The 13,650-nt window shown below is 60.4% G+C and carries 11 protein-coding genes; all 11 read right to left on the reverse strand.

Annotation, left to right across the window (positions count from 1 at the left end):
• Positions 1 to 100: 100 nt before the first annotated feature.
• The 11 genes from J3R84_RS26190 to J3R84_RS26240 all read right to left on the reverse strand — a co-directional run bounded on the left by J3R84_RS26190 (position 101) and on the right by J3R84_RS26240 (position 13,429).
• Complete coding sequence (locus tag J3R84_RS26190) at positions 101 to 523, reverse strand: CBS domain-containing protein (protein WP_025428557.1); 423 nt, start codon at positions 521 to 523, stop codon at positions 101 to 103.
• 90 nt (positions 524 to 613) lie between these two features.
• The gene (locus J3R84_RS26195) at positions 614 to 2,779 is read right to left on the reverse strand and encodes a glycoside hydrolase (protein WP_203528109.1); all 2,166 of its coding nucleotides are present in this window, start codon (positions 2,777 to 2,779) and stop codon (positions 614 to 616) included.
• On the reverse strand, positions 2,779 to 3,777 hold the full coding sequence (locus tag J3R84_RS26200) for a glycosyltransferase family 2 protein (RefSeq protein ID WP_025428555.1): 999 nt from the start codon (positions 3,775 to 3,777) through the stop codon (positions 2,779 to 2,781). Before J3R84_RS26200 ends, J3R84_RS26195 begins: the two co-directional genes overlap by 1 nt.
• 158 nt (positions 3,778 to 3,935) lie before the next feature.
• Positions 3,936 to 4,325: a VanZ family protein gene (locus tag J3R84_RS26205; RefSeq protein ID WP_025428554.1), complete on the reverse strand. Its 390-nt coding sequence runs from the start codon at positions 4,323 to 4,325 to the stop codon at positions 3,936 to 3,938.
• 85 nt (positions 4,326 to 4,410) lie between these two features.
• Entirely contained in the window at positions 4,411 to 5,511 is a 1,101-nt protein-coding gene (locus J3R84_RS26210; protein ID WP_225906306.1) for a glycosyltransferase family 4 protein, read from the reverse strand.
• A 371-nt stretch (positions 5,512 to 5,882) separates the two neighbouring features.
• The gene (locus tag J3R84_RS26215; RefSeq protein ID WP_225968515.1) at positions 5,883 to 7,127 is read right to left on the reverse strand and encodes a glycosyltransferase family 4 protein; all 1,245 of its coding nucleotides are present in this window, start codon (positions 7,125 to 7,127) and stop codon (positions 5,883 to 5,885) included.
• Positions 7,128 to 7,137: 10 nt separating this feature from the next.
• A complete protein-coding gene (locus tag J3R84_RS26220; RefSeq protein WP_203528111.1) occupies positions 7,138 to 7,899 on the reverse strand; it encodes a polysaccharide deacetylase family protein in 762 nt (253 codons plus the stop codon).
• Positions 7,892 to 9,223 (reverse strand): O-antigen ligase family protein, encoded by a 1,332-nt coding sequence (locus J3R84_RS26225; protein WP_057226712.1) that lies wholly within the window; start codon positions 9,221 to 9,223, stop codon positions 7,892 to 7,894. Before J3R84_RS26225 ends, J3R84_RS26220 begins: the two co-directional genes overlap by 8 nt.
• Positions 9,224 to 9,236: 13 nt before the next feature.
• The gene (locus J3R84_RS26230; protein WP_203528113.1) at positions 9,237 to 10,850 is read right to left on the reverse strand and encodes a GumC family protein; all 1,614 of its coding nucleotides are present in this window, start codon (positions 10,848 to 10,850) and stop codon (positions 9,237 to 9,239) included.
• A 127-nt stretch (positions 10,851 to 10,977) separates the two neighbouring features.
• Complete coding sequence (locus tag J3R84_RS26235; RefSeq protein WP_057211301.1) at positions 10,978 to 12,117, reverse strand: GNAT family protein; 1,140 nt, start codon at positions 12,115 to 12,117, stop codon at positions 10,978 to 10,980.
• Positions 12,107 to 13,429, reverse strand: a complete 1,323-nt coding sequence (locus J3R84_RS26240; protein ID WP_057226718.1) for a lipopolysaccharide biosynthesis protein — start codon at positions 13,427 to 13,429, stop codon at positions 12,107 to 12,109. The genes J3R84_RS26235 and J3R84_RS26240 overlap by 11 nt, the downstream gene beginning before the upstream one ends.
• Positions 13,430 to 13,650 lie beyond the last annotated feature (221 nt).

The following is a 13,650-nucleotide window of genomic DNA, read 5'->3' on the forward strand; positions in this document are numbered from 1 at the left end:
TTTATCCTTGAATCGAATAGGATTTAAGGAAACATGCAGTGGAAAATCTCCGCCCTCGCCGTTACACGGCGAGGGCAGCAACCAAACGGACAGTCGTACGTCATGCGTGATGGGCGGTGACGGCCTTGACCAATCCGGTCGTCAATTCACGGCTGCTCGCATGCGAAATATCGCCGAGCGACAACATGCCGACCATTCGCTTTTCGTCATCGATCACCGGCAGGCGCCGTATCTTCTTGCTCTCCATCAGGCGAACAGCCTCCTCGATCGTTTCGCTGGTGCGGCAGTAGACGATATCCCTTGTCATGACATCGCGCGCAGTCAGCAACGCAGCGTCGTCGTGCCCGTTTGCCCATGCCCGCAACGCAATGTCCCTGTCCGTCACCATGCCGATGAGGCGATCGTTTTCGCCGACCGGCAGAGCGCCGATGTCTTCGTCACGCATAATCCTTGCCACGGTGCGCAAATCCGTTTCAGGCGCTATCCAGCGCGCGCCGGGGTGCATCGCTTCCCACGTTCTCATTGCATCCTCCTACGGTTTGGAGGAATGACGATAGCCGAAGATCGTGGCCAATCATTGATCCTGACGGCCGACTTGTTCGCCGAACGTCGCTTATCGCAACTCCAGCAGGAAGTAGGTCGTCGGGCCGGACGGGCCGTAGTTGCTCAGGCGAAATTTAACCGCACCGGCGCCATCGACGACCGGTGGGTGAACTGTTCCGTCAAGACCCACCGGTGAAATGCGCCACTTGGCCGCCGTCTTCGACAGGGAGAGATCGACAGTCCCCTGCCGGATCAACACCGGTAACCGGCCAAAACTCTCGATGACCTTCTCTTCACTGTCACGGAACGTCATGTCCGTGTTCTGGGCGTCGGTTGCAAAGATCAACAGGAAACGCCGGCTGTCGGACAGGGTTGCCGGAGGATCGAGCGCCGAGAGAGCGACAAGACCGTTGCCGTCGGCGCGCTCCACCCGCAGCACACCGAGGTCGACCGGTTCGCGCAGGGACGCAAACGCCATCGCTTCCGTCGCCGGCGTCGCTACGCGCAGCTGCCTGGCGAAACGATCGAGAACGATTTCACCGGTGCTGCTTTGATAGATGCCGGCATCGACGGTCGTTGCGTTGTCCGGCTTCAACCTACTGCTCGCACGCAGCAGCGCCAGCACATTGTCGCTGCTTTCCCGCCGCGGCTGGGTAACCGCGATCGCATCACCCAATCGCTCGGCGCGTTCCAGACCGATACGACCGACCAGGGCAAGATCGGTCAGAGACTCCGGCTCGCGCGCCTGCATGTCGTCCGTCAGATCCTCCTCGCCGCGCACGGAAAATGGGATCGTCACATCCGAGGTCGCGACATCGCCGCGCCGATAGAGCAAGGCGGCCAGGGTTTCGCCCGCGCGCGCAACCGGATCGAGGGCGATCGCGTAGGGCAGCATCGCTTGCTTATGCGGAAACGGCTCACCATAGGCGAGCGCGATCGGTCCATGGCCGTGGCGGCAAAGGGCGTCCCAGCCCTGAAGGGCGGCATAGGCCGGCATGGCAAGACCACCCTCGTAGCGGTAGCGGTTCCAGAACAGGTGGTCGTATTCGCTGACGACAAACGGTTTTCCGAGCCAGCGCGATGCAGCGATCATCCTGATGTAGTTGACGCTATCGGCAATTGAGCTGGTTTGAAGGAGTTCGCTGCCCGGCGTGTAGCCGCCGACCCAATCGTGGTAGGTGTTCGCCGTGATGACTTGGAGGTCGCGCCTGCTGAGGGCCATCTGGCTCGACGGCCAGTTGTTGTAGTTGGTGATCAGGCCCGTGTAGCCAAGGTCGCGCAGAACCTTGCTCATGCGTGCGGTGGAGGCACGCTCGGTTTCGACAAAGAATGCCTGAAGATCGCGCAGACGCGGGCTGTCGTTATAGCGGTCCCGAGGCAACCTGATCCCGCCGGTTTCAAGCACTTCCCCGGAATCAAGCACGCCCCAGACCTTCGCCAGGCTCGCCGTCGTGCCGTAACGCTTCTTCAGCCAGAGATTGAACGGCTGAGCCAACCGGTCGTCATAGGGAGCCCGGCCGGGCCGATCATGAACCACCGCCTCAAACTCCAGGCCATTCTCATTGGCCAGAATGACCAGGGCCAGGGCCTCGTCGCGGATCGGAGCTTCGCCTGTGTAAGGGTTCACGCGCCCGAGGACCGCCTGCTGCAACCGCCTCCAATGCTCAAAGGTCCGATCGTCCAGATGTAGCATGAGTTTTACATCGCCGCCCGTGTCCCAGCGGTCATCGAAACCGCCATAGGCGCCACGCGGCGACGACAGGCCGTCGATAATCCAGTGGATGCCGTTGCGCTTCAGGGCCGCAAGCAGATACTGGATCCGATCGAGCGTTTCCGGGTCGAAATCGAGATCCCGATCACGCCCGAACATCAGACTTGCGTCGACGAAATGCAGGCGCGCGATGTTGTAGCCATGCATCGCCAGCTGGCGCGCATAACGGTCCGCGCCTTCATGATCGGGGAAGCCGCCGGACGCAGGGCTCCAGGCAAGCGAGGCGCACAACATCCTGACCGGCGTATCCGGCGCTTTCGCATAGGCGAGACGTCCCTCCTTGCCGACAACCAGTCTATGACCGCCATCGATCCGGCCGTTGGGCAGGATGGACGAGAAGTCGAGCGGGCTGCCTGGTCGCAATTCGAGGGAGATCTCCTTCACCGGAACCCATTGATCCGCGGCGCGCGCAGGCACGCACATCACCGCAAGCGCCAGCACCGTAGCCAGACATCTCTGGCGCATCAAGCTACCGCTCCAAGCAACTTGCTCTCGATCGGAACCTCCGGTCTTCGCCGCCGCCCGAAAAAACCGACAGGCAGTGCAGCGGCGTGGAAGAACCAGGCGACGACCGTGTACAGCCCCATGTTCAAGCTGCCTTTGCGAATGCTCATCAACACGATGACTGCGGCGAGGACAGCGAAGACGATGCCCAGGCCGACAGCCAGGCTCGGCGAGAACAAAAGCACACAGAGCGAGAGCGCCCACCACAGATAGACGAGACACCAGAGCTTCAGCTCGGGCAGCTCACGCAGCAGCTGGAAGAAATACGGCCGACCGAGCGACGCGCGCAGAAGTTCGCCGATACCGAAGAGATATTTGCTTTTCCAGCGTCGAACCAGCAGGCGATAGGAATTGACAGTATGTCCGAAGTGCTGGACGAAACGCCGGTCAAGGCGATGCAACCCCCATCCAGCGCTTCGCAGCCGGATGCCGAGATCGAATTCTTCGTATCCATGCAGGTTGCGATCGGAGAGGTAACCGACCGCTTCGATCGCATCGCGCCGGTAGAGCCCACCGCCGTTCATCCGGTCGATCGATCCGATCCGGTTTTCCGGCGAGTTGCGATTGACGCGACGCGAGAACTCGAGATTGGACGTCAGCATCTCCTGGACATGGCCGGTAACGCCGGCAACCTCAGGATTGTCGGCGAGAAACGCCACGGCGACGGCGAGAAAATCACGGTCGAGCAACATGTCTCCGTCAAGCAGACAGAGATGGTCGCCTTTGGAGTATTGAAAGCCAAGCTGCGGGCCAATGCCGCAGCTTGGCCGCGCCGGCGGGCTGATCTGGGCGATGACGACGGGATATTGCGCGGCAATCTCGACCGTTCGGTCGGATGAGCCGCTGTCGGCGACGATGACTTCGCCACCTGTCGCTCCGAGGGCAGCAAGCGCACTTTCAATCGTGGCCGCTATTCGCTTCTCTTCGTTCAGCGTCTTGATGATGACGGATACTGACAAGCGCGCCTCCAAAATCACCGGGGCGTCTACAGCGCCGCGCGTCAAATATGACGCGCGAAGGACGCTGTAACGCTTGAATCCTGCTGCATAATTTTCTCCTTAAATCGATTCCGATTTAAGGAATTATGCAGTAGCCAAGCGTCCCGGCGCAGCCAGTTCTACCCGCGATACTTTGAGTTTTGGTTTATTTGCACCAGCAATTGCAGCAGACGCGACCGATTGCGGATAAGGACCCAACCCGAAGCCACGCCGCATGCACCGCCAAGCAATTTGATGGCGAGGTCCCCGATCCGGGCGTGACGGTCTGCCGACACCACCTGCAGCAATTCGAACCCGATGGCGGTGGCCAAAACGAGCCCGAGGACAAGCAGGAGCCGCCGGGGATAGGCAATTGCAAAGAGCAGCCCCATCAGCCCGAACGCGCCGAACCGCTCGACATGCACGAACGTGCCCATACGCGGGCGCAGATCGAGTGGTGATAGGGTCGAATAGGCGATCACGGCGAATATGAGCCAGCCAAATAGGCCAGCGGCGCGTTTGATATTCATACTGTTCTTGTCTCTCCGCACCGCACACAACACGGCAAAAATCAGCCCGACGGCAACAGGGATGTCGCGTGCGATTGCGCGCGATCTACTTTGCCACCAACGCGCTATACACCGCGACGGTCTTTTCCGCCACGCTTGTCCAGCTATAGGCGGCTTCGGCGTGCGCCGCACGGGCGCGCATCTCGCTTTCACTGGGCGGATTGGCAAGCTTCGCCGTCATGGCCGATGCCAGCGCCTCGACATCGCCGAGCGGGAAATATTCGTCGCGTGCAAGGCCAAGCTCGACATTGGCAACGATATCGCTCGCAAGAACCGGCAAGCCGTAGGCCATGGCCTCCAACAGCGCGATCGGCATGCCCTCGTGGCTGGAAGGCAGAACGAACAGGGCCGCATTGCCGAAAAGCTCCGCAAGCCGGTCACCGGACTGAAAGCCCGTTAGAACGACACCTGCGATATCACCTGCCAGCCTTCTCACCTCCTCGGTGTAGGACGTCTCGAATTCCGCACCGCCGGCCAGAACCAACCGGAACTCCGGACTGGAACATTTGGCATAGGCGCGGATCAGATCGAGCTGGCGCTTCTCAGGCACGATCCGTGCGGCAAGCAGAATGTACCGCCGTGGCGCAAGGCCGAACTCGGCAAGAATGCCGGTCTCACCCCTGGACGGCGTGACCGACACCCCGTTGGGCACAAGGGCCATGGACACATTGTGCCGCGCGCCCATGGTCTCAGCGATATCCTTCGAAATGGCGATCCGCCCGCTTGCAAAGCGCATGCCCAGGCGTTCACCGAGCTTCAGCGTACCCTTGGCAAGAGCACCCCATTTTTGCCGGTCGTAGTCATAGCCATGATGGGTCACGACCACCTTCAGGCCGAGCATTCTCGCAAGCGGGACGAACAGTGCTGGCCCGATCGCATGGATATGCAGCACGTCGGGACGCTGCCAGCCCGCGTAGCAAACACCCATGAAAGTGTGAACGATGGCTTCCAGCGCCATCCGGCGCGGCGCCCAGAAAGGAACGACACGAATGCCATTCCAGCTGAAGGGGACAGATGCCGGAAGATATCGGCGCCGCCCGATCACGTCGACGTCCCAGCCGTGCTTCGTGAGCTTGCCGGCAAGGATCTCGACATGCTTTTCGATGCCGCCCTGCACATCCGGAATTCCGCGCAGGCCCAGCATCATCACGCGCCGCCGTCCGGTTCGCGCGCTCAGCCGACGATCTTTGCCTGTCAGCTCGCGATGATTGTGCACGAGGTGGACTCCACGCTGGGCAGTACCGCCCTTCCCGTCGACGCCTTCCAATATTCCAGATTGTACAATCTCAGTGGAAACCGACGGCTGTTGCCGACGATCAACTTGCGAGACTCGTAACTTCCTGCCCATGGCGTGGCCTCAAAGATTGCGCACCCAAGGCCATTTACGTTAACAATACTTAATAAGATCGTAATTAAATCGTTAAATATCTAATTGTTCGATCAATAAACGAACATATTTAATGCCGCGGTAAGTATATTCGCAAGCCTTGGTTAATGACGCAAGGATAAATCTGCCAACTAGGTCGCCCCGAGCGCAGCGTAGAGATCAAGCGTTCTGTCGCGATAAGCATTGGCGGAGAAATCTCTGGATATCCACGCCCTGCCGGCAGCGCCCATGCGGGCGCGCGCTGTCGGCCCAAGAGCCGTCATGTCGGCCAGCGCCCTTGCCAGATCATCAGCGTCTCCCGACGTTGCCGTCATGCCCGTTTCCCCGACCTGGATCATTTCCGGAATGCCTCCGACGGCTGAACCGACCACCGGCCGTCCCAGAGCATAGGCTTCCAGCAAGCTGATGGGCGCATTTTCGTACCATTCCGACGGCAGTACGAGTGCCCTGGATGATCCGATCAATTTGTGCAGGCTCTCGCCTGAGAGATATCCGGTGAACGTCACGTCTGCATTAAGCTCGCTCGCGAGCCGACGAAGCGATGCCTCTTCGGGGCCTGTACCGGCGACGACCAACCGCTGTTTCGAAAGTGCCGCCGCCTTGATCAGCGTGGCGATGCCCTTTTCGGGTGCAAGCCGGCCTGCGAAAACGAAATAGTCGCCCTCGTCCCAGGCGCTGCTGTAATCGTCCACATCCACGAAGTTCGGAATGTGCACCATCTGCTCACGCGGCCAGCCCCATTCGACAAGCTTCTCCACGTAGAACCGGCTCGGAACGACGATCCGGTCGACCTTGTTGCGATAGAGGCCCAGCGTACGATGCAGCACCGTTTCTGCCAGCACGACACCGCTCAAGATCGCCGAGCCCTTGACGCAGCGGTGACGCAGGACGTTGTAGACCCGTCCGCCGCGACAGTCCTCGCAGATCTTGCCGTCGCGCAGCATCTTGTAGGAAGGACAGGCAAGTTTGAGGTCGTGAGCCGTCATGACAACCGGCACGCCCGCTGCCTTCAACGTCGAAAAGATCGCCGGCGACAGGTGGTGATAGACGTTGTGTGCATGGGCAACCGACGGACGCGCGCGGTCAATCAGCCTGGCGATGTTGCGCTGGCCTTCGCGCGAATAGATCACGCTTGCCGCCTGCTCTATTTTCCGCAGAAAGCTCGTTTGCCGACCAAATTCGATTTCGGAGACGAAATACTTGGACCATTCAGAGCGCTCGTTGTCCTCGTGCTCCATGGCAAAGGGCACGACATCCCAGCCAATATCGGCGAACATCTTCATATGGTCGAAGAACACCGCTTCGGCGCCGCCGCGTCGATAGAAGTAGTTGTTGATGGCGAGAAGTCGCTTGCCGGCGGCTATCGTGTTGAGCACATCGTTCTCCTCATCCGCCAAGCCGATCGAGTGCCTTGTCGACCGGCAGGACGGTGCATCCCTTCTCGACCGCATAGCGGACCAGATGCTCGAACGTCTCCGGCGTGCAGCCATAAGGCGTCGGTCGTGGCGCGATGTCGTGCGTGAAAAAGACCAGCCATCCCGGCTGCGCGACGAGGTCATCGATCCAGCGGGTCAGCGCAAGAGCGTGCGCCTCGGGCTGGCGGATCTCGACCGCCTTCAACATCATTGGATCGACTGCACCGCGGTTGATCGCCTCCCCTGCGGCCCGGCACGTTCGGTAGCGCCGCCCCAATTCCCTGCGTGCCATCAGCCAGGCGGCGTTGTAGGGAAACGCAAAGTTCCTTGCCGGCTCAGCGACGCCACTGGCTGCCAGATAGTCCGCATTTCGGTCGAGGTCGCGCGCAAGCGCCCCCCCGGTGAGACGTCTTATCTTGCTGTGGCTGAAGGTGTGGCAGCCGACTTCGTGTTCGCGCTTGGAGAGAGCCTCACAACCCGCAGCGGTGATCAAGGTTCGATCCGGCTCAACCCGCCCTTCGAGCCCCCCGGCAATGTAGAATGTGCCGCGGACGCCGTGCCGTTCAAGGATTTCGGCACCCTGGTGCAAGGCGCTGTCAGGCACATCGTCGAAGGTGAACGAGACGAGCGGAACGTCGGTCGCAACGGCGAGCTTCTTCTGAGCAAGGCGCCAGATCAGACGATTTGCCAGCCGGTCGACAAGGCCGTCAACCTTTTGCAAAAACTCAGGCATAGGCCACGCCCCTTTTTTCGGCAGATTGAGACGGCAAGGCAAGGACCGCGCGGGCCTGCAAATGCAGACCGTAGAGCGAAAACAGGAAGGTGAACCACAGCAGGTTGCCGCCCTCGTAGAACAAGCTCTCAAGGCCGGCGTTGAAGATCGTATAGAGCCAGACGCGCGTAAAGAGCCGCGTGAGATGTGAATGCTGCTCGGCGGACGCCATGCGGGCAATATTGCGCAGCGGCAGGATGAGGATCCACAACACCGTGAGCAGCAGCCCGGGGAAGCCCGTCATCAAGGCGATGTCGAGATAGGAATTGTGGCCGTTGGCAGCCGCCACCGCCCAGGTCTCGATCGCTCCGCCGCTGTGGACCAGCTCTTCCGTTTGCCAGAATGCCTTGAAACCGTAGCCGGTGATAGGCTGCTCGGCGAGCGCGGTGAACGCGAAGCGCCAGATATCCGCCCGGTTGGTGAACGTCGCGTCGATGCCAAGTTCGGTGATGAACTCGCTGAGCGGCATGAATACGGCTGATCCGACGGCAAACAGATTGAACAGCCCGACGCCACCGATGACGATCGGGATGCGCAGGAGACGGATCTTCTCGAATATCCAGGCAAGCAATAGGATCGCCGGCAGCATCGCGGTCGAGGTCTTGCCGCCGGTATGGATGAGGAAGTTGAACGACAGCAGCACGATGGCGATCCCGGCCAATCGCGACCAGCTATTCATGACGAAAAGCCCGAAGAAGGCCGCGATCACCATCGCGGCGGCCGCACTGTTCTTGTGCGGGAAATGGCCGCGCCATAGACCCGCATTCATGGGCTCGCGCAGTTCTGACGCCTGATGAATAGAGAGCATCGGCTTAAAGGCGATGCCGTAATAGGCAACGCCGAGCATGATGAGCGTACCGATGCCCAGCATTTTGGCAAAATGCCGTTCGCTGGCGGGCAACAGCAGGTAGATGCTGGCATTGACCGTGACCATGATGGCAAGAACGGTGCCCTTGATCCCAAGCATTGGGTGGGCTGAGATCACCGATACGAAAAGGAACCAGGTAAACAGCACTGCAAGCAGCGGCCGCGGCTGCAGGATGATATTTCGCATCGGATGGCATAGGCCGTAACCGAGCATGCCCGTAAACAACAAAAGAGAAACGATCTGGTTCAATCGGTTCGAATTACCGGCCGACGGATCAAGCACTGCTGCTCCCGTCAGGTCGACGAACGGGGTGATCGATATCCAGAAGAACAGAAACGTCGTCATGAACAGGACGGTGCCGACACGCAGCCGCAGCGTTTCGGCGGCATTGGTTTCGGCGTAGGCGGCGCTCGTCATTGGCGCGCTCCCGTCAGGCAGTCGCCGGCTGCGGGCGGCGAATATATCTCCACAGGCCGAGGGCGATCGCTGCCGACACACCAAGGAAAAGGCCGAGCATAGCGCCGGCGACCAGCAGGGTCACCGTACGTGGCGGCCACGTGCGTGCGTTGGGCGGCAACGCCCGCGAGATCACCCGCACATTGGTCGTATCGATCTGCTGCTGTTCGGTAATTTGCTGGGCGCGCGCAAGATGCGTCTCGTAAATCGCCGCTTTGGCACGGGCATCGCGCTCCAGATCGCGCAGTTGCACCTGAGACTCATTGTCGGTGAAGACATTCGACTTCTCGACGTTTGCCTTACCGCGCAAGGCTTCAAGCGCCTGCTGCTCGCGATCCATGTCCGCCTTGGCCCGCTCCAGAATGCGCCGGGCCTCGTCGGCAAGCGCACCCTCGATCGTCGCGCGCTCGGATCGAGCCGACACCAGACGGGGATGCCGTTCGCCGAACGTGCGCTGCATCGAGGCAATCTGCTGCTGGAGCAAGTTGTACTGCTCGCGCAGGTTCGTCATGTTTTCGGACTCGAACTCCGACGCGCTGGCGGTTCTCCCTTGAGCGATTGCCGCACTCATCTGGTTGTAGCGTGTCTCCGCCTGGATGAAGCGCTGCTGTGCGTCCAGGACCTGGGTGTTGAGTTCACCGGAAAGCTGGTTGCTGACCAATTGACCATTGGTCGACTGCAGGCCGTTGACCCTGCGGAAATCTTCCACCGCCCGCTCGGCATCGGTCACGTTGCGGCGCAATTCGTCCAGCCGGGCGTTGAGGTTCTTGGCGACACGCCCTGCACTTTCGGCCGCCGACTGAAACAGCTCCTGCTCGAAGGCATCGACGATCGCGTTCGAGAGGGTCACGGCCTTTGCCGGCTCCTCGCTCCAAACCTTCATGACGACGACGAAAGAACGCTCCTCGCGCCGCGCCTCCACGCGCTCCGAAAGCCCGCGCATGGCTGCAAGCTCGTTGTTGACCTCTTGTTCCTGCTTCGATGAAAACAGGTTGCGCAGCGATGCAAAGGATGCCGGCTTGACGAACTCGGGATCGCGCGTGAGCTGCAATCCGTCGATCACCCGCGCCAGCACATTGCGTGACGTCAGGATCCGGAGTTTGCTCTCCACCTCCAACAGCTGCGCGTCACGCTGCGGATTGCTTGTAAAAACATCGTCGCTGACAACGTTGAGATTGGACGGGTCGACGACGATATCCGTGTAGACGGTGTATCGAGGCGACGCAGTCATTGCATAGACAAGGGCCGCAAATGTGCAAATCGTCACTGCGGCGATGATCCAGAGCATACCGTCGCGCAGCCAGCGAATACCGTCGTCTACCCCGATCTGGCTGACGAGGTGAAGCCGCGGGAAGAACAGGCCACCGACATGCGGCGTCGGCTGCGTCTCGGTCTGTGCCCGCGCAACCACCTGGGAACGCCGGACTTCCGGCTCTCTTCGCGGCGCTTGCTTTTCTTCAAAAGGAGGGAGCGCGTCCTCGTCGTCTGTCGGCAGAAGGTTGAGCAACGAACCGCCGCCGACCATCGCACGTTGACCGTGCGCTGGCTGAGGCGACCTTTGTTGTCGGGGCTCGTTCGGCCTATACATCCGCATCCCTCACGCCCGCTTCAAGACGCAAAAATCGCCGGCTTGCGCGTCTCGTATCTCCAATGAAGGATTAGAGTTGTACGGTGAAAATTCCGTTAATCGGCCCGGCAGCCGTTTACCTTGACGCTTAGAAGTCCGTCAGCAACCGGCTCCAGCTTTCGGATGCCAGACCGCCGATATAGAGGTCGTTGCGCAATGCCGCGTCCTTGAGATCTCCATGGCGCGTTACCATGCAGAAATAGCCACGGTGGCGGAACGTCAGCCAGCGTTGGCGCGAGATCGCGTTCATCAGAAATGGTTGTGCGGCGCCTGTGGCCTGGGCGTAACCTTCGCGGTCGAGGCAGGCAAACATCTCGGCCGTCACCTCAAACTCCCGACCCGGTTGGCAAAGCACATTCAGAACCGTCGCAGTCCTGTTCGCCCTGCCAAGAAAGAGGAAAACGCCAATCGCTCTTCCATCCGCCGTTACTTGTCGGAAATGCACTTCACCGAGGCCTTGGTTCTTACCGGCGATCGCGACGAGCCAATCGAACTCCTCGGTTGACCAAACGGGCCTGACCGAAAACCGTTCCATCATCGGTCGGGCGCAACCGAGAAACTCGCCGGCCCCGATCACCTTCGTCATACATCCTGAAGCCGGGGTGGGTTTGACGGATGGTCTTCGCCAGCGCAACACCCTGTCGAATGCACCAAGGACACCGAGCACCAATTTCGAACCCAATGCCGGAAATTGACGGCTGGCACGAATGGCGCTGCTGGTAGCCGGTCGAAACGATCGCTGCCACTCCAGGCTTTGTATCGGAAGCACGACCCCGCCCCCGGCAACCCAATGGTCCGCACTCACCGGCGACGAATTATCCGAGAAGCACATGTCCTGGCGCGCGGAGCGCATCGTACGAGCGAGACATGCCGCACCAACGGCACCCGCCTTGCCGTCTGACATGAACGCGCAAAGAAGCTTGCCGACGGTATGGCGACCGTGGATCGAGAATTCCATCGGCAATGCCAGGATTGCGCTGGCGATGGTGCCGTCATCGTAGACGATACTGCCATGCTCGGGAGAGTAAAGCGGACTGCCGAAGAAGACCGCTTCAAGATACTGCCGGAGGTCACCACTTGGCTCAATGTCGCGCTTGCGGAAAATCTTGCTGAAGAGCGAGCTAACTGCAGGGATATCGCCCAGCTCCATCGGTCTCACGCGGCCCGGGTGCTGCATGCGATGCCCGATGGCTGTGGCAGTTTCCAGTTCCCTCAGCTCAGCCTTCATGCGCCATCCTCGCCGGGACGACGTGCTCAACCGCTCCCTCCCTGTCGCGCCGGACGAAGCGCAGGAAGACACTCCAGGAAACGATGACCATCGCGATCTCGATCACATAGAAGGAGATGAACGTGCCCGCAGGTGGCGCATACCAAGTCGCCCACGCTGTCAACGCAGCGCCAAGGACGCTGCCGAGACCCATAACAGAGGCACGCGCAGGGTGATGCCCGGATGCTCCGAGCGCTTCCATTGCGACCGACCACATGGCAATCGGCACGACGACCCAGCAGAGAATTCGAACGAAGGACACCAACGAGACATAGTCCTTGCCGAAGAGGTAAGGCAGGACCGGCGCAAGCACGAAGACCGCGATCGCCGCCGCAATACTGATCGAAGTGGCAGCAACGAGCACCTTGCGTACCCGCTCGAAGGCATGGTGCAGGCCGGAGGCCGTTGCCTTGGCCGAACCGGGATAAATCAACCGGTTCAGCGCCTCGACCGAGAGATAGCTGCTCTCCAGCATGCGCCGCGCGACGCTATAGCTCGACATCACTTCTGCGGAGGCAACGAGGCTCAGGACGAGCAGGTCGGCATTCTGGCGCACCGCGCGCAGAATGAAGGGGATGCTGAAGTAGAGCCCCTGCGGCAGCTCTTCGCGCACGATCCCATAGACGGGCCGGCCAAGGCCCTTTACGGCATACCAGCAACCGATGGCGACAAGCACATGGCATACGAACTGCCAGACCGCCCAGGAGGCAACGGTCGCCACGCCAAAGACGATACAGGCGAGCGCCGCGGCGATGGTGCGGGCGATGGCGAAGCCGACGACAACCTTGTTGGCAGATGCGAAATTCGAGTGAGCGAGAAAGATCTGCTCCGTCAGCACGATGACGCGAACGAAGATGATGTTGGTGATCAGCATCAGCGTAATCACGGCAATGTTGGTAGCCGGGTCAGCTGACAGCGTGAAGAAGAACGGCAGCGCAATCGCGCCAAGCAAAACCAGAACGATGCCGCTGATGGCGGTCAAGATGACGTTGTGACCGAGCATGCGAGAGTACATGCTCCGATCGCGTGCGACGCGGCGCACGAGGCACTCCATCGCCCCCAGCCCGCAGAGATGCACGGCAATATTGGCAACCGCCGTGATCGCCACGAAGACACTGAACTCATGAACGCCGAGCCAACGTGCGAGGATCGCGAACGTCAGAAGCTGGGCAGCGGATCCAATGATGAGGCTGCCGCCCGAGGCGGCATAGGACATGATCATCGACAGGAACGGTCTGTGCGCGCCCGGTTCTCTGAGACCTTCCGATGCCATCCCGATCTGCCTTTGACAACAATCCGACGAAATGTGCGTCCGATGCCGGATGGGCGTTGCCGCAACAGCCGAGCACACGCTTCCGATCATCGCAAAGAATAGCACTTAGAAATGATTGCGCGGTTAACACTCCCGCATCAATTGCATTTTAGCTTCCGTTTACCTGATTGCAGTAGTGTGGATCGTGCAGCCATCGATCGACGCATGAAGGAGAGGCCGTG

The sequence above is a fragment of the Ensifer canadensis genome (genome assembly GCF_017488845.2).
In the GTDB taxonomy this organism is placed as follows: domain Bacteria; phylum Pseudomonadota; class Alphaproteobacteria; order Rhizobiales; family Rhizobiaceae; genus Ensifer; species Ensifer canadensis.